The sequence below is a fragment of the Adlercreutzia wanghongyangiae genome (genome assembly GCF_035989245.1).
Lineage (GTDB): Bacteria > Actinomycetota > Coriobacteriia > Coriobacteriales > Eggerthellaceae > Adlercreutzia > Adlercreutzia wanghongyangiae.
In genome coordinates this window covers 13,500-35,026 of record NZ_JAYMFF010000017.1, presented here as the reverse complement: position 1 = coordinate 35,026, position 21,527 = coordinate 13,500, and the positions used below count along the sequence as shown (strand labels likewise).

Sequence of the window (21,527 nt, the reverse complement as noted above, 5' to 3'; positions counted from 1 at the left end):
CGAACTCAGCCGAACGTGTCCAGCTGAGTCTTGAGAAAAGAAGGTGGTGTACGGATGAACTTAAAATTCAACGCAGAGCATCGTTCGGTTTTGGAACCGTGGACTTTCTCGGTAAGTGAGGGGCGCGCCGCGTGCCCATGGTAGGATTCTGCGTTGCCCTGCCCACCGCGATGCTTCGGCATGCGTCCGACGGCAGCGGCGGGAATTTCCGCAGACGACGTAAGGTATCGCGAACCATGGATATGCTCATTGAGATTCTGAAGGCCCTGTTCATCGGCATTGTGGAGGGCATCACCGAATGGCTGCCCATTTCCTCCACGGGCCACATGATCTTGGTGGACGAGTTCGTGAAGCTGAACGTGTCAGCGGAGTTTCTGGAGCTGTTTTTGGTGGTCATCCAGCTGGGCGCCATCATGGCGGTGCTCATTCTGTACTTCCACAAGCTGAACCCCTTCTCGCCGAAAAAGACCGCGCCCGAGAAGCGCGGCACCTGGCGGCTGTGGGGCATGGTGGCCATCGGCTGCATTCCGGCGGCGGCCATCGGCCTTACCTTGGACGACTTCTTCAACGAGTACTTCTACAACGCCTGGACGGTGGCCGTGGCCCTTATCGTGTACGGCGTGGTGTTCATCCTGCTGGAGCGCCGCAACCGCCGACGCGAGGCGGCCTATCTCGCCTCGCGCGAGCCCCGCGGAGCCCATGCGCGGCCGGCGCAGGTAGGCCCGGGCGACGACGGCGACGATGCCGAGATGGCCCTGTTCCGCGTGCGCACCGTGGACGAGATCGATTGGAAAACGGCGTTGAAGATCGGCTGCTTCCAGATGCTCGCCATCATCCCGGGCACGAGCCGCTCGGGCTCTACCATTATCGGTGGCATGCTGTGCGGCTGCTCGCGCACGGCGGCGGCCGAGTTCACGTTCTTCCTGGCCATTCCCGTTATGTTCGGCTGGGGCGTGCTGAAGCTCATCAAGTACATTTTGGCCGTGGGTCTGGCCATGACGGCCACCGAGATTGCCGTGCTGGCGGTGGGCATCGTGACGGCGTTTGTGGTGTCGGTCATTTCCATCAAGTTCCTCATGGGCTACATCAAGAAGAATGACTTCACGGCCTTCGGCGTGTACCGCATCATTGTGGGCATCGTGGTGCTGGCCTACTTTGGCGTGAAGGTGCTGCTGTAGGGCGATTTCTTCCGTCAGCCAAGATGCAGGGCCCCGTCCCGTCGACCAAGATGCGGCGCGCCTGTCGCTCTGCCGGGAGAAACGTGGCGCGCCCTCCCTCTGCCGCGAGAGACGTGGCGTACCCTTCGCTTTGCCGAGAGAGACGTGGCATATCCTTCGCTTTGCCGAGTGAAGGGGATTCTTTGTTTCGAAAATGACGTTTGTTAGCATGGGTGGTTGTTCGCGCCTCCCATATATGCGATATATGCGGCATCTTTTTGCGGAAAATGCGCTCCAAGGGCACCTTCAAGAAGTCGAGATGCTAACAAACGCAATTTCAGCGACAAAAACGAAGATTCTTCCTGCAAAGCACGGAAATGCCAAGCGCCGCGAAGATTGTCTTATGATAATCTTCTCCTCGTAGTATTGAGATCGTATGCGTGGGTCGCGTTTCTTGCCCGATTGTTGCGGGGCGGCCTGCGGGTACTGGAAGCGCCGAAGAGGGGGAAGGCCATGTTCAGCGAGCTGGTGGTGGCCTATCTGTTCCTCGGCGGCACGGGCGCCGGCACCTGCGCGGTGACAGCGGTGCTCGGTCTGGCGGCCGACGGCGAGGAGATGCGTCGCGCTGTGGCGGTGCGTTTCCGCGACGACGACGGCCGGTTGTACGGGGAGTTTTTCGGGACGGCGCTGATTTGGGCCATCGGCGCCCTGGTGCTGGGGATGATCTGCCTGATGGCGGATGTGGGCCGCCCCGACCGTCTGCTGCTTTTGGCGGCCGCGGGACCGACGAGCTATCTGGCGGTCGGCGCGTGGGCGCTTTGCGGCTGTCTGCTGCTGGCGGGGGTGCTGGTGCTGGCATGGCGCGGGCTGGTGCCGGCTTCTCTGTTGTATTTGCGCGCGCTATGCGGTTTGCTCCTGGCGGCCGCTGTAATAACCGCCGCGTACACCGGGCTGTTGCTCGCAGACATGGCTTCGGTGCCGCTGTGGCATAGCCCTTGGCTGCCGCCGCTGTTCGTGGTTTCCAGCTTGTCCTGCGGCGTCGCCTTAGTGCAGATGAGCGCCTCGTTCGGCAGGGCGGCAACGGCTTTCCGCGCCACCTTGCGCGTTCTCATTCGCGTTGATGGGCTGCTCATCGTCGCGGAGGCTGCGGTACTGGCGGCTTGGCTTGCCTCTGTGTGGGCTGGTGCCGGTGCCGGCTTGTCTGCGGGAGCGCTCACGGCCACCGATCAGGCGGCTCTGGCTTCGGCTCACCTGCTTCTGGAGGGCTCCTGCGCGCCTCTGTTCTGGCTCGGCCTTGTGGGGGTGGGGCTCGCCGTCCCCTTTGTCGCGGACGTGGTTATGATGCGCGGTGTGGCTGGGGGACGATCGTGCACCCTTGGCGCTCTCTCGTTCCGTTCCGCGCTGCTGGGTTCTGCGTTCTGCGTTCTCGTCGGAGGCGTCTGCCTGCGTGCCGCTGTGGTGGCCGCGGCGGTTTTGCCCACGGTTGCGGCTTTCCTGTAGTTCTTGCGATTAGAAAGGTTTCCCATGTTTCCCTTCGAAGTTGACCCTGCGAGCGACCTGCCCCTGTGGGTGCAGCTGCGCAACCGCATCGCCTTCCTCATCAACGACGGCACCTTCGCTCCAGGCGATAAGCTGCCCACGGTGCGCGGGCTGGCCTCGGAGATTTCCATCAACTACAACACGGTGAACAAGGCCTATCTGAGCCTGGTGTCCGACGGGTATCTGGAATCGACCCGCGGGCGCGGCGTGTTCGTGACCGACTTGGGCGCGAAGATGGGCACCGAGGGCGACGGCGAGGCCGACGCGGTGCTCGGCGAGTGCATCGCGTCGTGCCGCGAACTGGGAATGGAGCTCGACGATATTGAACGCGCCATGAGCCGCAAGATCAAGCGCCTGAAGTACGATGAGGCCCGCGAGCGCGGCGAAGTGTCGGCGCGTATCATCGATTTCGAGAAGCCGGCGGAACGCGCTGAGAAGGGGGCCTGAGAGCGGCCTGCAAAAGCCGCCTGCAAGCGTTGCGCCCCAGGCTCGTCGAATACCCGAGTTTGTTTTAAATGCCCCGACCTGAAGGAGTTTCCATGACCCGCAAAGAGAAATCCTCCGACGCGCGCCGCTTCCGCGTGGCGCCCGAGGTGTCCACGGAAGTGGTGGGGGAGCGCGCCTCGTCGTCGGGCGTGCTGCTGTTCTCGGCGGTGTTGTTCGCCGTGGTGCTGGCCGCGGTGCTCGGCGCGGGGCTGCTCGTTGGCGGCCGTGTCACGCTGGGGGTGGTCGTTGTGGCCGCGGTGGCCGCGTTGCTCGCCATCGGCTGCTGCCACATCGCCCAGCAGTGGGAGCGCGTGGTGGTGCTGCGCCTCGGGCGCTTCAGCCGCGTATCGGGGCCGGGGCTGTTCTGGACTATTCCCGTTATCGAGTCGAATACCATGCGGGTGGACACGCGCACGCGGGTGACCACCTTCTACGCCGAGGAGACGCTCACGGCCGACCTCGTTCCCATGAACGTGGACGCGGTGCTGTTCTGGCACGTGTGGGATGCCGCCGCGGCCTGCACCGAGGTGGGCGACTTCACCCGCGCGGTGGAGATGGCCGCCCAGACGGCCCTGCGCGACGCCATCGGTCGGGCGAGCGCCGCGGAGGTGGCCATCCGCCGCGAGCAGCTGGACCGGGAGCTCAAGCGCGTGCTGGAGGAGAAGGTGGCGCCGTGGGGCGTGACTATCCTTTCGGTGGAAGTGCGCGACATCCTACTGCCCAAGGAGCTGCAGGAGGCCATGAGCCTGGAGGCCCAGGCCGAGCAGCGCAAGAAGGCCCGCATCATCCTCATGGAGGCCGAGCACGACATCTACGAGATACTGGACGAGATGGAGGGGCTCATCGGCGATCACGAGGCCGTGGCGCGCCTGCGCACCATGCACCTTTTGAACGAGTCGCTGCGCGAGGGCAAGGGCACCGTCGTCATCCCCAGCGCCTTCGCCGAGGGCTTCAACGAGGGCGTAGGCGACCTGTTCAAGGGCTAGCTGCGGAGAGCTAGATTTCTACAGGCAGGCAGCCTGGCTGTAGGGGTGGATGCGTTTGAGCTCGGGAGCGAGTTTGCGCCTGGCGATTTCCAGGTCGTAGGCTTCCTGGGCGCGAAGCCAGTAGCCATCGGTGAGACCGAAGAAGCGGCAGAGGCGCAAATCAGAATCCGTTGATCTATTGAACTGAATTTGATATTGAGTAAGGTATCTATTTTGGGTACTATAAAGGTATCTAACCAAGTATGTAAAAGGAGATTGCAATGCCAGTTCCTGCCTATGAGGAGCCGAGGACTACCCCTATCTACTCCTTTGCCGCCTTGAAAACCAAGCAAAGAGAAATTAAAGACAGGGCTGCTGAAGAAGTGGTCCACATTACCGAGAACGGCAATGCTGCTTATGTATTTTGCTCTGAAGAGGTGCTTGCCCTCGAGAAGGCTAAGGCTATTGAGGCTGCTCTTTTCGAAAGGGAGCTACGTGCGACCATAGAGGAAGGTCGGGAAGATATAGCAGCAGGGCGTTACACGGTGGGGGCGGAGAGCGCCATTGCTCGAATGCGGGAGGCTTGGGGCGTAAATGACTGAGCTGCGAGTCACTGATCGATACATTAGAAGCGTTCGGCAGGTTACGTCTGCGCGGCTCCAGAAGCGTCTTGAAGATCTGGTCACCCTTGTTGAGCAAGTGCCCACCGTTGGATCGACCTTGAATCGCCCTTGGCTTCAGAGCGAATTTGGTAGTAGATGTCTGACTCTTGATCTCAAGCCTTTTCTGCTGGTATATGAGTACAACGAGGAAGACGACACGGTGGCGCTCTACGGGGTAGTGCATCAAAGGCAAGTGAAGTAGTCAATCGAATATCCTCAAAATAGATAACCTGTTCTGAAAATTGTCCTATGATAATCCTTGCATTGTCATAGGACAATTTGCTATAGTGCCGCCAGAGGAATTTGGCCAATTCTCGGGAATACCAGTTTGAGGGGACTGATAAGGCCGCCGTGCTGAGGAGAGACGGCGCCGCTCGCAAAGGCGAGGTCCCCGGGAATGAAGGAGGAGAGATGTCCGAAGCAGAACGCTCCACGGGCGGACTCACTCGCCGCAGCTTTCTGGCAACGACGGCGCTCGGCGCGAGCGCGGTTGCCGCTGGCAGTTTGACGGCATGTGCTTCGCAGGTTGACGAATCGACCCGGGATGAATTGGCGCAAACGGGGGAGGAGGGAGAGAAGTACTTCCAAAGCTGCATGGGTAATTGCTCGTCGTGCGGCTGCCCCTTCTGGGTTCATGTTCGCGAGGGTAAGATTGTGAATATCACGAAGCCCGATCTGACATTGCCAGATGGCTCGAAAAACCCTTATCAGGAAATCTGCGTCAAGGGCTATACCAACATCGAGCGTATGTATTCGGATCACCGAATCAAATACCCCATGCGCCGTGTCGAGGGCACCAAACGCGGCGAGGGGGAGTGGGAACGCATCAGCTGGGATGAGGCCGTTGCCGAAATCACGGCGAAGTGGAACGAGCTGCAGCAGAAGTACGGTCGCGAGTCCATTGCTTTTATCGGCGGTTCGGGAAATAGCAACAACTCCGTATTCTACACGGGGCGCCTCGCTGCGCTAATGGGTGCTACGAGCTGTTCATCCACCTACGATATGACCGGCATGATGTCCAACTGGACACGTATGGGTTTCGTTCAGCTCACCAATAGTCAGAACGAGTATCGGGATATGCTCAATTCCGACAACATTTTCATTTGGGGGGCCAATCCTACCGAGTCGATGATTGTCGACTACCATCTTGTCGCCGAGGCCAAGGAAAAGGGTGCGAAGATCATCGTCATTGATCCTATCTTCACGACAGCGGCTTCAAAGGCTGATATGTTTGTGCCCATTCGTCCAGGAACCGATGGTCTGCTTGCTGCCGGTATGGCTCAAATTGCCATGCGCGACGGCTTCATGGATAAGAAGAATCTACAGACAAACACGGTGGGTCCGTTTCTCGTGAAAGAGTCGGATGGCTTGTACCTGCGCTTGAGCGATCTCGGTGGTGCTGAGGCGGGAAGTGAGGACGACCGCATTCTCGTCTACGAGGGCAGCAACGCGATTCCCTTCGATGAAGCGCAGGATCCGGAGGTGGAGGGTGCGTTCGAGGTGAACGGGATTGCCGTCAAGCCAGCGGCGCAGGTGCTTATCGACCGCATCAACGAGTGGGATCTCGAGACGATATCCGAGTACACCGACATACCCGTTGCCACTATTGAGGAGCTGGCGGCGATTTACACATCGGGTCTATCCATGATTTTTACAGGGTTCGGCCTCGATCATTACGCCAACGGGCAGACGGCCTATGAGGGAATGTTCGCGCTGCTTGATATCACTGGGCAGGAGTGCAAGCACGGTGCCGGCATCACCGTGGCCGATTTCAGCGCTCCGACGGCGGTGGGCAACCTGAATTTGCCGACCGCAGACCTGACCGATGTTATGCCCGGTCCGACAGTCTATTCCTCCCATTTCCCGCAGTTGGTTGAAACGGGAGAGTGCGGCGACATCAAGGCCGACATTAAGGGCCTGTACGTTTATAACGGAAATCCTATTGGCAATTTGCCCGAGCGTCAGCGTTGGGTTTCGGCCTTCGAGGCCATGGAGCTTGTGGTTGTGGCCGATATCTTCATGTCAGAGTCGGCGACTTATGCTGATTACGTTCTTCCCGTGGCATTCCTGTTCGAACGCTCGGATATGATTGCCGGTCAGAGTCTGTTCCTAAAACTGACGGAAAAGGCCGTGGAGCCCTCTTTCGAGGCAAAGCCCGATTTCGATATCGTCACGCTTCTGGGGAAAGCTATGGGGTTTGAGGATCGCTTCACCCTTACGCTCGACGAGTATCTGGAGGGTTGCGTTTCCAATGATGTCGCGACAGCTGCGGGCGTGACTTGGGAACGACTCAAGGAAGAGCATGCGGTATTCTCGTACCCGGAAGAGCCGGTGGTGGTCGGAGTGAACGAGTTCCCGCTCACGGCGACGGGGAGGCTTGAGTTCTATCATGAGGGCATTTTGCCTATGGCGAATGCTGGTCAGGAGTTCGACCAGCGCAAAGAATCCTGCTGGTTCTGGGAGCCGCCGCTGGAGGCGTGGCACGAGAACGAGAAGTTCTCGCAGTATCCGCTGATATTCATTAGTGAGCGATGCAAGTTCAAGACCCACACGATGTTCAATCATGTTTCCTCGCTTCAAGAACTTGATCCGGAGCCCTTTGTGAAACTGAGTCCCAAGGATGCCGAGGCACGCGGTATTGCCGAGGGCGACACGGTGCGTCTCTTCAATGACCGCGGTTATGTGGTGCTTAAGGCTGTCATCAACAACGGGTGTCGTCCGGGCGTTATCGTCATCGACCATGGCTGGGAGAAAGACGCTTTCATCGAGGGTCACTACAGCGACCTTACCTCGATTGAAACATGGCCCCGTTACGAGGGGAGCAACTACTTCGATTGCTTGTGCGAGATGGAAAAGGTTCAGTAGGAGGGCATCATGCGTTACGGAATGGTGATTGATCTTAAAAAATGCATGGGCTGCCACACTTGCGCAACTTCATGCCGACTTGCGAACAACTTGCCACTGGGTAATTGGTGGAATGTCGTGAAAACTAACGGCGGCCAAACCATGGATAGCATGGCCGGCGAGTATCCGAATTGCACACTCCAGCACTATCCGGTGGCGTGTCAGCATTGTGCCGACGCGCCGTGTCTTGAGGTTTGTCCCACGGGTGCCACCATGAAGGATGAGGAAACGGGCATTGTGACCGTGGACGTGGAAACTTGCATCGGGTGCAAAACGTGTATGCAGGCTTGCCCTTATGAGGTGCGTGTGTACAACGACGGTGAGCCGAAGTATGCCATGGAATTCGCTGTAGGTTTCGCGGACGCGCCGCAGCATGTGGCGAACACGGTGGAGAAGTGCACCATGTGCGCGAATTTGGTTGCGCGTGGCGAGAAGCCCATGTGTGTGCAGGCATGCGTGGGATACGCCCGCTTCTTTGGCGATCTGGATGACCCCGAATCCGAGGTTTCCAAACTTATTGCCGAGCGCGATTGGGAGCAGTTGCTTCCCGAGCAGGGAACTAATCCCTCGGTGTACTACCTCAAGTAGCTTCTCGGCTTGTGCCGATTAAGCGTATGGACCCTTCGCCCCCTCCCTCTGCGAAGGGTCCTTTTCATGGATGGAGACACTTGGTTTCTGTTACATGCGATTGAACGAGTTGCCTTGTGCTATATTTGCTTGGAGGCTTGGTTCCAAGCGCTTGGTTTGGAGGGGAGTATGGCGGAGGTGGCTCGCATGGCGGAGACGGCTCGTATGGCGCCGCAGCGGATCAAGGTGTCCAGCAAGCGGCAGATCACTATTCCTGCGAAGGCCTACAAAGATATGGGGTTCACCGAGTACGCCCTCATTGAGCAGACCGACGAGGGACTGCTCATCAAGCCGCTGAAGGTGGAGGATGAGGGGATATCCCTCGATGTGTTGCGCCGACTTATCGCCGAAGGCTACGAGGGCGAGGCGCTGGTCAAGCGCTACGCCGCCGCGTGCCCTCGTGTTGTTCAGTTCGAAGATGCAAAGGCGTCTCAGGTCGTGAAGGAGGATCGCGCGCCTGGTTCTGGTCCGGCGCTCGAGGCCCGCGAGATCGAAAGGGCGCATGTGCTCGACGCCGTTGCCGCTGAGTGTGCCCGCTTCGCCGCTATCACGAAGGGCTACGTGTTCGGCTCGTTCGCACGCGGAGACTTTGCCGCCGAAAGCGATGTGGACGTCCGCCTTGAATACGACAAGACTGCGCCATTCACCTTGTTCGAGGTGTCCCAGTTCCAAAAGCATCTCGAGCGCGTTTGCGGCCGCGCTGTCGATGTGGTGACGGCCAGGCAGATAAAGAACCCCAACCTTGCCGATGCCATCGAGCGGGAGAAGGTGCTGGTCTATGAGTGCTAAGGCTACCGATCTCGCCCGTGTTCAGGAGATATTCGATCTCATTACAGAGACTCAGGGGCAGATCGAGCGTTTGGGCATTACCGAGGAGCGCTTCAAGGGGCCCGTCACGGATGCAGACCGTCTTTTCTCGGAGGCCATCATGAACCGCGTGCTCCGTATTACCAAGGAGGCTGGCTCGCTCAGCGACGAAGCTCTCGCGTACTACGATTTTGAGCGTCGGTCCATCAAGGGCGTTCGCAATCGGCTTGCCCGCGCCTACGGCGATGTGGACGCCGATATTGTTTGGGATGTGGTGGAAGAGGACTTCCCTAAGTTGCTTCAGGGCTGTCACGCATACTGCGATGAGTTAGGCTTGGAATTGGAAGCGACGCGGTTCTAAAGTCGTTGTTGACAGAATGGAAACGACATCTTTTCGCGATGGTGGTTTTATTGACGGGTTGATGACGGCATGCGGGCTTCTTTAACTGATTGCTTTCAGCGCTGACCTTAAGACCCGCCGTTTTATGCGGTCGCTTTAACATATTGCCAATAAGAGGAACCGATGCCCGCTGGCGCAGGGGAGGGCGGCGGCTGCAACAGCATCGGCGAGGAGCGAGGACGCTGCGGCGTCGGGCGATAGGAGCGAACATGGAGAAGTTTCTGGACGTTGTGCGGTCGAACAACTTGGTGCAGGCGGTGCTGTGCATTGCGTTCGGCCTGTTCCTCATGATTTATCCATCCATTACCATCCAGGGCATTATCATGCTGTTCGGCGTGGCGCTGGCCCTCATGGGCGTGGCGGGCGTCGCGTCGTACTTCCGCCAGAGAAGTGTGCGCTACCGCAATCCGGGCACGCTCATGAGCGCGGCCTTCTATCTCATCATCGCCCTTATCGCCTTCGTGTTTCCCAAGGTGATCGCCGGGTTCTTCTCGGTGGTGCTCGGTGTGGTGCTCATCCTGTGCGCTATCGTGAATGTGGTGCGTGCCTTCGCTCTGCGCAACTTCGGCAGCAGCATCTGGATCGCGGTGCTGGTGGCGGCTGTCGTCGTGGGCGTCGGCGGCGTGCTTATCGTGGTGAACCCTTGGGGCGCTTCCATGACCTTTGTGCTGGTGCTCGGCGGTGCGTTCATCGCGAACGGTGCGGTGGACCTGTTCATCGAGTGGTACCAGCGCGATTCCGAGAATCGCGGCGATTCTATGGTGCACTCGCACTAGGGCGGCTGTTCGGGCGGAATTTCCCCTTCGCTTTTGCCGATGGCCCCTCATCGCGGGCTTCTATGACCCATTTTCCCAACGACCCCTGCTCGTGCGGGGGTCTTTGCTATTATGGCCTCACGCGAGGGCGGCTCTGTTGCGTCAGGCTCGCCATGCTCGTTCAAGCTTTTGGTACAGGAAAGGAATTGCGATGTCAGACGAAACCAGCGCCCTGGCGGAGATCGAGAAGCATCGCGAGAAGATCGACGAGATCGATCGTCAGCTCGTGGCGCTTCTGAACAAGCGCGCCAGCCATTCTCTGGTCATTCGCGGGCTGAAGCCCGATGCCCATATGGGCCTCTACGATGCCCGCCGAGAGGAGGAGATCTTCGCGAAGATCGCCTCCTACAACGAAGGTCCGCTCTACAACGAGTACCTTCGCGCCATTTACGAGACCATCCTTCGAGTAAGTAAGGAGACGCCGTCCGTATGAGCGAAGTGAAACTTGCCCCCATCCCTGATCTCGGCCAGCGCACGGACGAGATCACCATCTACGCCGGGCCCTGCTCGGTGGAGTCCGCCGAGCAGTTCAACGAGGTGGCCGAGTGCATCGCCGACCTGGGTCTTACCTGGATCCGCGGCGGCGCGTTCAAGCCGCGCACCAACCCGCACTCCTTCCAGGGCCTCGGCGAGGAGGCGCTCAAGATCATGAAGAGCGCCGGCGACACCTACGGCCTGAAGACGCTCACCGAGGTGATGGACTCGGCCCACTGCCAGCTGGTGGCCGACTATGTGGACGGCCTGCAGGTGGGCGCCCGCAACTTCCAGAACTTCAGCCTGCTGAAGAAGATCGGCGAGGTGACCGCCGATAGCCACCAGATGGTGCTGTACAAGCGCGGCTTCGCGGGCACCATCGCCGAGTGGCTGGCTGCCACCGATTACATCACCGATCACGGCAACACCAACGTGGTGCTGTGCGAGCGCGGCATCCGCACCTTCGAGACGGCCACCCGCTTCACGCTGGACATCGCTGCGGTGCCGGTGATCCACAAGCAGTCGCTGTACCCGGTGTGCATCGACGTGTCGCATCCGGCCGGCCAGCGCGACCTGGTGCCCTCGCTGGCGAAGGCGGCCATCGCTGCCGGCGCCGACTCGCTCATGATCGAGGTGCACCCGAACCCGCCGGTGGCCCTGTCCGACGGCCCCCAGCAGCTGACCCCGGCCCAGTTCCGCGAGCTCGTGGCCGAGCTGCGCGAGCTTGCCGCCGTGCTAGGGAAGAAGATCGTGTAGCGCGCGTTTTGGCAGCGCGGGACTCAACGAAGGTGGCCGCTCTTCCGACGGGAGGGGCGGCCGCTTTTCGTATTCGGCCCGCCTTCGTGTCCGGACGCCTTTCGCGTTCGGACGCCTTCGTGTCCGGACGGCGGCGACGTTCCGCACCGCCTCACCACGCCTCACCACGCCTCACCACGCCACGCCACGGGGACTCATCTCGCTGCCATGCCCTGGATTGCTTGCAAATCGACGGGTAGCGTAGTTTTTGGACGCCGCCCCTTCCCTGCGCTTTCCCGGCGCGATGCTGTGACCTGGTGTTTTCGAAAACATATCGGCTGATGATGTCCGAGCAAGGTGCGCTACCCGTTGATTTGCAAGCAAAAAGGGCATTGCCGGTTGCGCACACCGTGACGCGCGCCCCGTGCGCTGCCGCACACCGCGTTCCCGCCGTTGATTTCTGCGGCTCTCGGGTTGGGGGCTGCCGACTCTTTCCGAATGAAGCGGGCGACCTGTCCTTTCCGGAATACACGCTGGTCGCTCATATATGATCAGACAACATATCGCAGAGAAGCATTGATGAAGATGCGCGCATGCCCGGGATGCCGCCCTTGGCGCTTGCTACACTGCGCTCATGCGATTGTTCCTTTACGGCATATCAGCTTTTTCGTATTGGCTCGGCGTGCATGCTCGGCCCTCCTCGTCGTGCGCTGTGGGCTCGAGCGCGCTTGTTTCGTGCGAGCCGTCGCGCAAATCAATTGACTACTTGTTGCAGATATGCCCGTTTTTACCTGTGCCGGTGCACGTGTTGGTGCCCAGGAAATCGAAGAGCCCCATTCCCGATGCGGTGGCCCATGCGTCTCACTTTGCCTTCAAGGAAAAGCCGTTCCTACGCATTGCCGATGGCGTATTCGTCGCTTGTCCGGAGCTGTGCTTTGTCCAACTTGCCTGCGATCTCCCGTTTCATGAGCTGATAAAGGTCGGGAGTGCGCTCTGCGGCACCTTTGTCATTGATTCTTCCTGCTCGAACGGTTTGGCGAAAAGAGCGCCAATTACAACAACGAGGCGTATAGAGGCGTTTATTCGCCGCAATCCCGGAATTCGTGGCGCGAAGGCGGCGCGGCGTGCTGTGAAGTGTCTAGCGGAAAACGCCGCATCGCCCCCCGAGGCGTTTCTCTGGACGGTAATGAGCCTGGCTCAGCGCTATGGGGGATATGGTATCCCAGGACTCGAGCTGAACCGGCGAATCGCGCCGAGCAAGAAGGCCCAGCGCCTGGCCCGACGCAAAACGCTCGTGCCCGATATCGTGCACGCCTCCTCGCGTCTGTCTCTCGAGTACGACTCGAATTCGGAGCATCTTACGCCGGATCAAATTTCGCGCGATGCGTCTAAGCGACTGGCGCTTGAAGCCGATGGGTTCAAGGTGATTACCGTTACGTTGAAGCAGCTGTCGAACAGCGATGAGATGCGCGGCGTTGCGGAGCAGTCGTGCAAGAGGATGGGGCGCCGGTTCCAGATACAGTCGAAGAACTTCCGGGTGCAGCATCGGCTGCTCTATGCCTGCGGCTGGTCTTTGCGGGCATATCGCTGCGACGGTTTTTCGGAGGATGGTGCGGAGCGAAAGGCCTAAGGGGCTCTTTTGCTTGCAAATCGACGGGTAGCGTAGTCGTTCGGGTGGCAGCGGTTGACGCGTTTTTGGAAAACCCCAGGTCGGAGTGTTGCATCGAGAAAACGCAAGAAGGAGATGGCATCCAAAAACTACGCTACCCGTCGTTTCTAAAGCAGAATGAGGTTGCATGAAGGGCCGACGCGGTCTGCGGTGTCGAGATGGCCGCTTGTTGGCATGCCGCCGAATTGAGGGGTTGCGCGGTCTGGATTCTGTGCTAAAGTACACGCCAGCAATTGAATATACCTTAAACCGATGAGGCGAAAGTCAAGCCATCCGGGCACTCACAGAGAGCGGGCGCAGCTGAGATTCCCGCAGAACGCCAGAGGGTAAATGGATCGCCGAGGGAAAGGGGAAAGGCTTATTCGCAGTTTGTTCCTGCGAGGCCGAGTATCTGGACCGTGAGCCTGCGTTAAAGGCAGAGCGGGTGATGGCCCGTTCACGAGAGGGTTCGCTTGGCGAATCAATTAAAGGTGGCACCGCAGATCGAGGGATCTGTCCTTTAAGCGAAGGACAGATCCCTTTTTTTGTTGGGGTCGGCCGGGAACTCTCGAAGGCGTCGGATACGGGGCAATTGCTGACATGGGAAACGCTCGCAGAAGGCGAGCACGAGGGGCGAAAAAGTCGCCCGAGAAAGGACTGATTGACATGGCAGAACTCCGTATGACCGCCGACGCCGAGACCGCTCCCGCCTCCGCTGCCGCCGGCGCCAAGCGCACCGTGGCCGTTGCCGAGAAGAAGGGCTTGGGGGTGCAGGACCTCATTTTGGTGGCCGTGCTGCTGGCCGCCGGCGCCGTGTTGAAGCTGACCGTGGGCAGCCTGCTGGCCTCCTTCGGCATGAAGCCGAACTTCGTCATTGCCGCCTACTGCTTGGCTATTATCCTCATCCGCCCGAACCTGGCCCAGTCGCTGGCCATCGGCCTTATCGCGGGCCTGGTGTGCCAGATTCCGATGCTGAACGCCACGCCGCTTCTGAACATTCCCTCGGAGCTTCTGGGCGCGCTCGCCTGCGGCCTGCTCATCCGCGTGCCCATGAAGATCGGCAAGTTGGACGTGAACCCGCTCGTGAACACCTTCGTCTCCACCTGCGTGTCCGGCTTCACCTTCGCGGCGTTGTCCACCTACATCAACGTGGTGTCCGTCGGCGGCGACTTCGCCGTGGCCATGGCCGCCTACGTGGCCATCGTGCTGGGTACCGCCACGTTCAACTGCATCTTCGTGCAGGTGCTGGCCATGCCCCTGAAGAAGGTGCTGAAGCGCTAAGACGGTTCCCCCGGAGAGTTCCAAGCAAGAGAGGTCATCATGATCGAGTTCAATGAGTTCAGCTTTCGGTACCGGGAAGGGGCCGAGCCTGTGGTGCGCGACATCACGCTGACCATTCCCGACGGGTGCTTCGTGGGCATCACCGGGGCGGCCGGCAGCGGGAAGTCCACCCTCACCTACGCCGTGAACGGCATCATCCCGCACTGCTACCCGGGCGACTTCTACGGCTCGGTGACGGTGGAGGGGCGCGACACCGTGGACACGTCGCTCACCGACCTGTCGCGGCTGGTGGGCAGCGTGTGCCAAGATATCGACTCGCAGATGGTGTCCACCGTGGTGGAAGACGAGATCCTCTACGGGCTGGAGAACTTCGCGGTGCCCAAGGACGAGGTTCCCGGACGCGTGGACGAGGCGCTCGCCGCCATGGGCATCGCCGATCTGCGCGACCGCACCATTGACAGCCTGTCCGGCGGCCAGAAGCAGAAGGTGGCTGTGGCCTCGGTGATCGCGCTGCGGCCCAAGGTGCTCGTGCTGGACGAGCCCACTGCCGAGCTGGATCCGGCCTCGTCGGTGGCGGTGTTCGACCTGCTTTCCCGCTACGCACGCGAGCACGGCACCACCGTCATCGTGGTGGAGCAGAAGATCGCGCTTCTGTCCGACTACGCCGACATGCTCGTCATCGTGGATGGGGGCCGCATTCGCTTCGCCGATACGCCCGATGCGGTGCTGGCCCATTCCGACGAGCTGCTGGCCCTGGGCGTGAACGTGCCGCGGGCCACCACGCTCGTGAACGCTCTGGCGGCCCAGGGGCTGTACGCCGGGCCTGCGGTGCGCAACGTGGCGGGTGCGGCCGCCGTGTGCAAGGAGGTGCTCGCATGATCGAGTTCAAGAACGTCTCGGCATCCTACGACGGCGAGCTCGCGGTGCTCAACGATGTGAGCTTCACCGTGAACGACGGCGACTTCGTGGCCTTCGTGGGCACCAACGGCGCGGGGAAATCGACCACCATGCGCTTGGCCAACGGGCTTCTGAAGCCCACGGCGGGCGAGGTGCTGGTGGACGGGGTGCCCACCACGGCGCTGAAGACGAGCGAGCTGGCCCGGCGCATCGGCTTTCTCTTCCAGAACCCCGACCGGCAAATCTGCTGCAACACCGTGCGCGAGGAGCTGCTGTTCGGTTTCAAGGCGCTCGGCGAGCAGGGTCCCGCGGCCGAGGCGCGGGTAGATGCCATCATCGAGCGCTTCGGGTTCGACGCCGCAGCCGAGCCCTACCTGCTGAACCGCGGCACGCGGCAGCTTTTGGCGCTCGCCTCCATCATCGTGCTGGCACCGCCCACCATCATCTTGGACGAGCCCACCACGGGCCTCGATTTCCGCGAGTGCGTGAAGGTGATGGACATCGTCCGCGAGCTGAACGATGGCGGCACCACGGTCGTCATGGTTTGCCACGACATGGAGGTGGTGGGGGATTTCGCTCGCCGCGTCATCGCCATGACGGCCGGGCGCGTGGTGGCCGACGGCGCCACCTTCGACGTGCTGCGCGACGGGCGTGTGCTGAAGGAGGCGCACATCTTGCCGCCTCAGGTGACCGAGGTGTCGCTTATCCTCGGCCGCGAGGAGGGGTGCCCGGGCGCCGTGGCTGCGGCGAACACGGTGCCCCAGATGGTTCAGGCCCTGGCCGCGGCGCGCGGCGTTGAGGCGACGACGGTGGAAGTGGAGGCGATCGGCTAATGGCGAAGTTTCTGGAATACGTGCCGGGGGACAGCCTTTTGCACCGCATGAACCCCTGCGCGAAGCTCATCGGCGCCGTGCTGTTCGCCGTCGCCTGCTTCGTGACGAGCAACCTGGTCTTCCTTGTGGCCATGCTGGGTGTGGCCCTGGGGCTGGCGCTGTACTGCGGCATGGGCCGCGAGACGGCGGGGCTGTGCAAGGCGGTGTTCGCGTTCTCGCTCATCCTGGCGGTGGTCATCCTGCTCACCACGCCCCATGGCGCGCAGCTGGTGCCGCTGCCCTGGGGCTATATCGGCACCAGCAGCCTGCTGGCAGCTGCAACCGTGGTGGTGCGCCTCATGGCGGCGGCCATCCCGCTGTTCCTGGTGTTCTACGTGACCAAGATGAACGACCTGACGAACGCCGTGGTGAAGCAGCTGCACGTGCCCTACAAGTACGCCTTCACGTTCACGAGCACGGTGCACTTCATTCCCGTGTTCATGAACGACATGGCCGGCATCATGGAGGCCCAGACGGCCCGCGGCGTGGAATTCGACGGGTCGTTTGTGAAGAAGGTGCGCCTCATGGTGCCGCTGTGCGTGCCGCTGCTGGTGGGCTCGGTGCGCAAGACGAACTCGGCCGCCATTGCCGCCGAGGTGCGCGGCTTCAACCTGCGCACCCGCGAGAGCGGCTACAAGGACTACCCGATGCGCGCCGGCGACTGGGCAGCGCTGGCCCTGTGCGCGCTGCTGGTGGCCGCCGGCATTGCCGTGGCGCTGCTGGGGTAGGGGCTATCTGACGGCGTGTCTAAAGGGGTATGCGGCGGCATGCTCGCTGGTCTGCGGCCACCCTCTTCTTTGATGCGGAAATATTTTGCCGCCTGCAAAGCGGCAAAATATTTCCGCTATACTATAGGCAATATTCTGCCGATTCGTATTCGGTGGAACAGTGCCTATTTTTCGACATGCGAAGGGCGAGTGATGGAAAAACTCCAGTTCTCCCAGGAGATCGGGCGAAGCGTGCAGGCTCGCAGGGATTCATTGGGTCTCACGCAAAAGCAGTTGGCGAGCATTGCGGGGGTATCCGAGAGGCTTGTGCGCTCGATTGAGGCGGCTGAGGCGCAAGGCGTGGGCCTGACGAAGCTGGAAGCCGTGTTGGCTCCCCTTGGCTTAGAGTTAAAGCTGGTGGGTGCCGGTCAACCGAAGGGCGAAAGCGCCTCGTCTGCTCGTGTTCGGGACGATGAGTACGAGATGCTCCTTCAGTCGGCGGTGGATTCTTGGGGAAGCGCAGGTGGCCATCGTGGATAATCTGGCTGTGCTCATTGCGGGGCGTCGGGCTGGAACGATTCGGCAGGCCTATGACGGCGCGCTCTCATTCTCTTATGAGAACGGCTACGATGCTGTTCCGCTCTCCCTATCGATGCCGATTGATGGTGCAGCATTCGGCGACAAGGTGGTGCGTCCCTTTCTGTTCGGCCTTTTGCCCGACAGCTACGATGTCAGGAGAAGCTTGGGACATGAGTATGAGGTCTCTCCCGACAACCCGTTTGCGCTGCTCTCCCATATTGGGCTCGACTGTCCCGGTGCGGTGCAGCTTTGCGGGGAGGATTCGGTCGATGATCTGCTTGAGCGCCGGGAGACGCTTGTGGCGATGGCGGATCACGAGGTCGCTCTTCGTCTCAAACAGGGTCGCGGCAATGGGGCTGCTCGGTGGGAAACCGATAACGAGCGCTGGTCCCTCGGCGGTCAGCAAGCGAAGTTCGCCCTGCGTCGCGAAGGCGACGGATGGTACAGCTGCGAGGGGGCGGCTGCCACGACCCATATCTTTAAACCGGGTATCTCGGACTTGAAGTTGAGCGCGCTCAACGAGTACGTGTGCCTGAAGTTGGCGGCGGTGTGCGGCATTCCGGCGGAGCGGGTCGATTACCTGGTGTTCGAAGACGAGCCGGCCATCGTTGCCACGCGCTACGATCGGGTGCGCGATGATGCGGGTCGGGTGCGGCGGCTGCACCAGGAGGATTTCTGCCAGGTTCTGGGTGTGCTTCCCGAGCGCAAATATCCCGAGGAAGGTGGTCCTGGCGCCCGCGATATCGTTGGGGTGTGCGGCCGAACGGGCTCCGCGGTGGCCAACATCTCCCAGTTCATGGACATGCTGTTCTTCAACTACCTTATTGGCGCGCCCGATGCCCATGCTAAGAACTACTCGCTGCTCCATGGACGAGACGTCTCTTACCTGGCCCCGCTCTACGACGTGGCATCGCTTTTGCCCTACGCCGAGCGGCCCTTCGACATCAAGCTGGCTATGGGCGTGGCCGGCGAGAATCGCGTCGGCCGTCTGAGCGCACGGCGGCTGGGCAAGTTCGCCGATGCCAACGGGCTGGAAGAACACGGCTTGACGGGTGATGTGCTGGCCGAGCGGCTAGCGGCTCTGGCGGGGAAGGTGCCCGCGACCCTTGAGGCGGTGCTGGCCGAGAACGGGGCGCTCCCGGGTATTGACGAGCTGGGAAGCCGTCTGCTGCCGCTGGTGGCCGAGCTCTGCGAGCGCTCGACGGCGCGACTCGGGTAGGGGTCTTGGCGGCGCTGCTGGCGTAGGGGGTTGTCCGGCGCTTCCTCAGCGGATGGAGAAGAACTTCGCGAGCTTGGTGCCCAAGGGGCCCTGGGTGAGCAGGAGCTTCGCGACGATGAAGGCCGCGATGCCTGCTGCGAGCGCGATGAGCAGGCCCGGCAGTCCGAAGGCGGCGCACACGATGGCCGCCGCGGCCAGGGCCGCCAGGGCCACCAGAATGAGCGCGCGGTGCACCGTGCGCCGGAAGCGGTGCCAGGTGGCCACGGGGAAGGGCGAGGGCGCGGCCTCGCCGTGAAGCGGGCCTCCGCACAGGGCGCAGCGGGTCAGCTCGCCCGTATAATCCAGGTTGCAGCGGTCGCAGTGCCTCATGGCCGCACCTCTGGCTTCCCCACGCGGCCCTGGTCGCGGGCGGGGGCGCGGCCCGCGTGGTCGCGCCAGGTGGCGCCGATGGCGCTTAAGCGGTCCTCCAGCGCCGATTCCTTGAGCGCCGCGTCTATCTGCGCATCGTCCTTGTTGAGGGCCGCCCAGCCGGAGAGCCCCTCGGCGTCCAGCACGCGCACGAGATGGCGCGCGGCGCGCAGGCTCACGAAGCGGCTGGAGATGCCGATGCACAAGTCGTCGCCGCAGGTGCACAGGATGAAGTTGAGCCCCGCCGGCGACGTGAGCGCGCTGATGCCCTCCACGTAGGGCGCCACGGCCGCATCCAGCGTCACCCGTCCCAGGCTCGACACGGTGCATGTCACCTCGCGGTTGGCGCGCCAGGCGGCGAACTCCAGCGCCGCGTCCTTCACGATGAGGGGAACCGCGCGCACAAGCGGGTTCCTCTCCAGCTTCACCATGCGCATCACGCGGCGCTTCAGGGCGGCTGGCTGGGTGCCGGCGGAAAGCTGCTTTTGCACCTGGGCGGCGATGGCGCCCAGAGGCTCGTCGGCGTTGCCCGGCACGTAGGTGATGTAGGCCAGTCCGAAGAAGTTGCGCAGGGTGGTGGAGCCGAAGAGCGACCGCAGGTCAACGGGCACGTCCATGTGGATGGCGCGCCCGCGCTCGGCAGCCGGCATCTCGCGGCGCAGGGCGCAGATGATCGCGGCGATGAGGTAGCTCGTCACCGTGGCGCCGGCCTCTTTCGCGGCGGCGTGCACGGCGGCGGCCGAGTAGTGCAGCTCCAGGTAGACGGGGTCGTCGGCATCCTTCCATCCCGTGAGACGGAACACCTTGGGCGCGGTATCGCTGCCGGCGGCGGCGCGGTCGTAGTGGGCCGAGAAGCTGTCCTCGGTCTTCGACGCCTCGTCGCCCGCATAGGCCGACGGCGCCACGGGCGCCCCGTAGCGTTCGGTCACGTAGGCGGCCAGGAGCGCCTTTACGAACTCCAGCGTGCCGCGCCCGTCGGAGATGATGTGGGACACCTCCACGTTGATGCGCCGGGCGTGGTAGGTGACGCGGAAGAGCACGCTTGCAGGGTCGGCGTGCAGGTTGTAGCAGACGGGCAGCACCTCGGGCTCGGCGCGCGGGGCGTTCGGCGCGGGCACCAGGTAGTGCCAGAACAGGCCGCTTCTCAGGCACACGTTGAAGCCGGGGAATAGCGCCACGGCCGCATCGAGCGCCCGCTGCAGGGCAGCCTCGTCCACCTCGTCGGCCATGGTGGCGGCGATGCGGAAGATGGTCTGGGTGTTTCCGCCGGCCTGGGCGGCGTAGAACTTCCCGACGTTGTCTAGTCGGTACCAAGAAGCGTCAGCCATGGCAGGTCACCGGAGGTGGGAAGCGTCTCGCCGTCGAGGAAGTGGGCGATAAGGCGGTAGGTGTCGCGCACGAGCGAGAGCACCGAGGGGTACAGGAAGTAGCCGTGCACGCCGTTGTACATGCGGAAGCAGGCCACCTCGTTGCCCTCGGCCTCAAGCCGGGCCGCGAAGGCCTCGCCCTCGTCGCGCAGCGGGTCGTACTCGGCGGTGATGACGAGGGTGCGCGGCATGTCGGCCAGAGATGAGGCGATAAGCGGCGCGAAGCGGGAGTCGTGGAAGTCGTCGGGCGTGCGCAGGTACAGCTCGATGTAGTCCACGATGGCCTGGCGGGTGAGGATGTAGTCCTCGCCGTTGTCGCGCACCGAGTCGAACAGGGTGGTCTCGCTGTGGTCGTTGTAGGTGAGCGGGTACAGCAGGATCTGGGTGCGGGGCGCGAAATCGCCGCGCTCGCGGGCGAGCAGGCTCACCCCGGCGGTCAGGTTACCGCCGGCCGAGTCGCCCATGAGCACGATGTGATCGGGGTCGGCATCGGGGATAAGGTCGCCGGCGAACAGCTGGCGCGCCACCTCGTAGCAGTCTTCCAGCGGCACGGGGAAACGGCACTCGGGGCTGCGGCGGTAGTCCACGGCGATGACACGGCGCTCCAGCTTCAGGGCCGTTTTCATGCAGGCGTCGCTGTAGAATTCCACATCGCCGTTGGCCCAGCCCCCGCCGTGCAGGTACAGGATGGTGCCGCGGTGGTCCTCGTTCACGTGCAGCCCCGTTTTCAGGGAGAAGTCGATGTCGAGCGGGGTGAACACGCGTAGGGGAATCTGGTAACCGTCGCCGGCGGTAGCGGTGATCTCGTCGATACGGCAGCGGGGATCGGCGATGGTGAGCTTGCCGGCGGCATCCTCCACCTTGCGCTGGGCGTTCCACGACGAGGCCACGTCGGGCTGTACCAGGGTGATGGCCTTGATGACGGCCTGCACCACGGGGTTCATGGCCATGGCTCCTCCTTTGCTCGTTGACGGCGCG

24 protein-coding genes are annotated in these 21,527 nt (G+C 61.9%); 20 read left to right on the top strand and 4 right to left on the bottom strand.

Annotated elements, in window-relative coordinates:
- Positions 1-242 precede the first annotated feature (242 nt).
- From VIN30_RS08890 to VIN30_RS08875, 4 genes are all read left to right on the top strand, one after another.
- Entirely contained in the window at positions 243-1,178 is a 936-nt protein-coding gene (locus VIN30_RS08890; RefSeq protein ID WP_338210940.1) for an undecaprenyl-diphosphate phosphatase, read from the top strand.
- A 492-nt stretch (positions 1,179-1,670) separates the two neighbouring features.
- Positions 1,671-2,657 (top strand): NrfD/PsrC family molybdoenzyme membrane anchor subunit, encoded by a 987-nt coding sequence (nrfD, locus tag VIN30_RS08885; protein ID WP_338210939.1) that lies wholly within the window; start codon positions 1,671-1,673, stop codon positions 2,655-2,657.
- A 24-nt stretch (positions 2,658-2,681) separates the two neighbouring features.
- The gene (locus VIN30_RS08880; protein ID WP_338210937.1) at positions 2,682-3,143 is read left to right on the top strand and encodes a GntR family transcriptional regulator; all 462 of its coding nucleotides are present in this window, start codon (positions 2,682-2,684) and stop codon (positions 3,141-3,143) included.
- A 92-nt stretch (positions 3,144-3,235) separates the two neighbouring features.
- Positions 3,236-4,168, top strand: coding sequence for a slipin family protein (locus VIN30_RS08875; protein WP_338210935.1), 933 nt, complete (start codon positions 3,236-3,238; stop codon positions 4,166-4,168).
- An 18-nt stretch (positions 4,169-4,186) separates the two neighbouring features.
- Here VIN30_RS08875 and VIN30_RS08870 read toward each other — a convergent pair whose 3' ends face one another.
- The gene (locus VIN30_RS08870; protein ID WP_338210933.1) at positions 4,187-4,327 is read right to left on the bottom strand and encodes a helix-turn-helix domain-containing protein; all 141 of its coding nucleotides are present in this window, start codon (positions 4,325-4,327) and stop codon (positions 4,187-4,189) included.
- Positions 4,328-4,428: 101 nt separating this feature from the next.
- Between VIN30_RS08870 and VIN30_RS08865 the strand changes: the two genes are divergently transcribed.
- From VIN30_RS08865 to VIN30_RS08795, 16 genes are all read left to right on the top strand, one after another.
- Positions 4,429-4,749 (top strand): hypothetical protein, encoded by a 321-nt coding sequence (locus tag VIN30_RS08865; protein WP_338210932.1) that lies wholly within the window; start codon positions 4,429-4,431, stop codon positions 4,747-4,749.
- Positions 4,742-5,011 (top strand): type II toxin-antitoxin system RelE/ParE family toxin, encoded by a 270-nt coding sequence (locus VIN30_RS11560; protein WP_394355790.1) that lies wholly within the window; start codon positions 4,742-4,744, stop codon positions 5,009-5,011. Before VIN30_RS08865 ends, VIN30_RS11560 begins: the two co-directional genes overlap by 8 nt.
- Positions 5,012-5,220: 209 nt before the next feature.
- The gene (locus VIN30_RS08860; protein ID WP_338210930.1) at positions 5,221-7,674 is read left to right on the top strand and encodes a molybdopterin-containing oxidoreductase family protein; all 2,454 of its coding nucleotides are present in this window, start codon (positions 5,221-5,223) and stop codon (positions 7,672-7,674) included.
- Between the two features lie 141 nt (positions 7,675-7,815).
- Positions 7,816-8,301: a 4Fe-4S dicluster domain-containing protein gene (locus VIN30_RS08855; protein ID WP_338210928.1), complete on the top strand. Its 486-nt coding sequence runs from the start codon at positions 7,816-7,818 to the stop codon at positions 8,299-8,301.
- A gap of 186 nt (positions 8,302-8,487) precedes the next feature.
- On the top strand, positions 8,488-9,129 hold the full coding sequence (locus tag VIN30_RS08850; RefSeq protein WP_338210926.1) for a nucleotidyltransferase domain-containing protein: 642 nt from the start codon (positions 8,488-8,490) through the stop codon (positions 9,127-9,129).
- Complete coding sequence (locus tag VIN30_RS08845) at positions 9,119-9,508, top strand: HepT-like ribonuclease domain-containing protein (RefSeq protein WP_326425523.1); 390 nt, start codon at positions 9,119-9,121, stop codon at positions 9,506-9,508. Before VIN30_RS08850 ends, VIN30_RS08845 begins: the two co-directional genes overlap by 11 nt.
- A gap of 248 nt (positions 9,509-9,756) precedes the next feature.
- Positions 9,757-10,323 (top strand): HdeD family acid-resistance protein, encoded by a 567-nt coding sequence (locus tag VIN30_RS08840; RefSeq protein WP_338210923.1) that lies wholly within the window; start codon positions 9,757-9,759, stop codon positions 10,321-10,323.
- Between the two features lie 190 nt (positions 10,324-10,513).
- Positions 10,514-10,795, top strand: a complete 282-nt coding sequence (locus VIN30_RS08835) for a chorismate mutase (RefSeq protein ID WP_296009895.1) — start codon at positions 10,514-10,516, stop codon at positions 10,793-10,795.
- A complete protein-coding gene (gene aroF / locus VIN30_RS08830) occupies positions 10,792-11,592 on the top strand; it encodes a 3-deoxy-7-phosphoheptulonate synthase (RefSeq protein ID WP_338210920.1) in 801 nt (266 codons plus the stop codon). The genes VIN30_RS08835 and aroF overlap by 4 nt, the downstream gene beginning before the upstream one ends.
- Positions 11,593-12,337: 745 nt before the next feature.
- Complete coding sequence (locus VIN30_RS08825) at positions 12,338-13,201, top strand: hypothetical protein (RefSeq protein ID WP_338210918.1); 864 nt, start codon at positions 12,338-12,340, stop codon at positions 13,199-13,201.
- Positions 13,202-13,885: 684 nt separating this feature from the next.
- Entirely contained in the window at positions 13,886-14,500 is a 615-nt protein-coding gene (locus tag VIN30_RS08820) for a hypothetical protein (protein ID WP_338210916.1), read from the top strand.
- 39 nt (positions 14,501-14,539) lie between these two features.
- The gene (locus tag VIN30_RS08815) at positions 14,540-15,379 is read left to right on the top strand and encodes an energy-coupling factor ABC transporter ATP-binding protein (protein WP_338210915.1); all 840 of its coding nucleotides are present in this window, start codon (positions 14,540-14,542) and stop codon (positions 15,377-15,379) included.
- Complete coding sequence (locus VIN30_RS08810; RefSeq protein ID WP_338210914.1) at positions 15,376-16,230, top strand: energy-coupling factor ABC transporter ATP-binding protein; 855 nt, start codon at positions 15,376-15,378, stop codon at positions 16,228-16,230. The genes VIN30_RS08815 and VIN30_RS08810 overlap by 4 nt, the downstream gene beginning before the upstream one ends.
- Positions 16,230-16,997: an energy-coupling factor transporter transmembrane component T family protein gene (locus VIN30_RS08805; RefSeq protein ID WP_338210911.1), complete on the top strand. Its 768-nt coding sequence runs from the start codon at positions 16,230-16,232 to the stop codon at positions 16,995-16,997. The genes VIN30_RS08810 and VIN30_RS08805 overlap by 1 nt, the downstream gene beginning before the upstream one ends.
- A gap of 39 nt (positions 16,998-17,036) precedes the next feature.
- Positions 17,037-17,516, top strand: a complete 480-nt coding sequence (locus tag VIN30_RS08800; RefSeq protein ID WP_338210910.1) for a helix-turn-helix domain-containing protein — start codon at positions 17,037-17,039, stop codon at positions 17,514-17,516.
- Positions 17,500-18,774, top strand: a complete 1,275-nt coding sequence (locus VIN30_RS08795; RefSeq protein WP_338210909.1) for a type II toxin-antitoxin system HipA family toxin — start codon at positions 17,500-17,502, stop codon at positions 18,772-18,774. Before VIN30_RS08800 ends, VIN30_RS08795 begins: the two co-directional genes overlap by 17 nt.
- Positions 18,775-18,819: 45 nt before the next feature.
- On the opposite strand, the gene VIN30_RS08790 is transcribed toward VIN30_RS08795, so the two are convergent.
- From VIN30_RS08790 to VIN30_RS08780, 3 genes are read right to left on the bottom strand one after another with little or no spacing between them, the layout of a single operon-like run.
- Complete coding sequence (locus VIN30_RS08790; protein WP_338210907.1) at positions 18,820-19,143, bottom strand: hypothetical protein; 324 nt, start codon at positions 19,141-19,143, stop codon at positions 18,820-18,822.
- Positions 19,140-20,510 (bottom strand): phthiocerol/phthiodiolone dimycocerosyl transferase family protein, encoded by a 1,371-nt coding sequence (locus VIN30_RS08785; RefSeq protein WP_338210905.1) that lies wholly within the window; start codon positions 20,508-20,510, stop codon positions 19,140-19,142. Before VIN30_RS08785 ends, VIN30_RS08790 begins: the two co-directional genes overlap by 4 nt.
- Positions 20,483-21,499, bottom strand: coding sequence for an alpha/beta hydrolase (locus tag VIN30_RS08780; protein ID WP_338210903.1), 1,017 nt, complete (start codon positions 21,497-21,499; stop codon positions 20,483-20,485). Before VIN30_RS08780 ends, VIN30_RS08785 begins: the two co-directional genes overlap by 28 nt.
- Positions 21,500-21,527 lie beyond the last annotated feature (28 nt).

What these genes read in the sequence shown, in the direction of transcription:
- VIN30_RS08890 (WP_338210940.1), top strand. Translation starts at nt 243, where the DNA reads ATGCTCATTGAGATTCTGAAGGCCCTGTTCATCGGCATTGTGGAGGGC.
- nrfD (WP_338210939.1), top strand. Translation starts at nt 1,671, where the DNA reads ATGTTCAGCGAGCTGGTGGTGGCCTATCTGTTCCTCGGCGGCACGGGC.
- VIN30_RS08880 (WP_338210937.1), top strand. Translation starts at nt 2,682, where the DNA reads ATGTTTCCCTTCGAAGTTGACCCTGCGAGCGACCTGCCCCTGTGGGTG.
- VIN30_RS08875 (WP_338210935.1), top strand. Translation starts at nt 3,236, where the DNA reads ATGACCCGCAAAGAGAAATCCTCCGACGCGCGCCGCTTCCGCGTGGCG.
- VIN30_RS08865 (WP_338210932.1), top strand. Translation starts at nt 4,429, where the DNA reads ATGCCAGTTCCTGCCTATGAGGAGCCGAGGACTACCCCTATCTACTCC.
- VIN30_RS11560 (WP_394355790.1), top strand. Translation starts at nt 4,742, where the DNA reads ATGACTGAGCTGCGAGTCACTGATCGATACATTAGAAGCGTTCGGCAG.
- VIN30_RS08860 (WP_338210930.1), top strand. Translation starts at nt 5,221, where the DNA reads ATGTCCGAAGCAGAACGCTCCACGGGCGGACTCACTCGCCGCAGCTTT.
- VIN30_RS08855 (WP_338210928.1), top strand. Translation starts at nt 7,816, where the DNA reads ATGGATAGCATGGCCGGCGAGTATCCGAATTGCACACTCCAGCACTAT.
- VIN30_RS08850 (WP_338210926.1), top strand. Translation starts at nt 8,488, where the DNA reads ATGGCGGAGACGGCTCGTATGGCGCCGCAGCGGATCAAGGTGTCCAGC.
- VIN30_RS08845 (WP_326425523.1), top strand. Translation starts at nt 9,119, where the DNA reads ATGAGTGCTAAGGCTACCGATCTCGCCCGTGTTCAGGAGATATTCGAT.
- VIN30_RS08840 (WP_338210923.1), top strand. Translation starts at nt 9,757, where the DNA reads ATGGAGAAGTTTCTGGACGTTGTGCGGTCGAACAACTTGGTGCAGGCG.
- VIN30_RS08835 (WP_296009895.1), top strand. Translation starts at nt 10,514, where the DNA reads ATGTCAGACGAAACCAGCGCCCTGGCGGAGATCGAGAAGCATCGCGAG.
- aroF (WP_338210920.1), top strand. Translation starts at nt 10,792, where the DNA reads ATGAGCGAAGTGAAACTTGCCCCCATCCCTGATCTCGGCCAGCGCACG.
- VIN30_RS08820 (WP_338210916.1), top strand. Translation starts at nt 13,886, where the DNA reads ATGGCAGAACTCCGTATGACCGCCGACGCCGAGACCGCTCCCGCCTCC.
- VIN30_RS08815 (WP_338210915.1), top strand. Translation starts at nt 14,540, where the DNA reads ATGATCGAGTTCAATGAGTTCAGCTTTCGGTACCGGGAAGGGGCCGAG.
- VIN30_RS08810 (WP_338210914.1), top strand. Translation starts at nt 15,376, where the DNA reads ATGATCGAGTTCAAGAACGTCTCGGCATCCTACGACGGCGAGCTCGCG.
- VIN30_RS08805 (WP_338210911.1), top strand. Translation starts at nt 16,230, where the DNA reads ATGGCGAAGTTTCTGGAATACGTGCCGGGGGACAGCCTTTTGCACCGC.
- VIN30_RS08800 (WP_338210910.1), top strand. Translation starts at nt 17,037, where the DNA reads ATGCTCGCTGGTCTGCGGCCACCCTCTTCTTTGATGCGGAAATATTTT.
- VIN30_RS08790 (WP_338210907.1), bottom strand. Translation starts at nt 19,143, where the DNA reads ATGAGGCACTGCGACCGCTGCAACCTGGATTATACGGGCGAGCTGACC.
- VIN30_RS08785 (WP_338210905.1), bottom strand. Translation starts at nt 20,510, where the DNA reads ATGGCTGACGCTTCTTGGTACCGACTAGACAACGTCGGGAAGTTCTAC.
- VIN30_RS08780 (WP_338210903.1), bottom strand. Translation starts at nt 21,499, where the DNA reads ATGGCCATGAACCCCGTGGTGCAGGCCGTCATCAAGGCCATCACCCTG.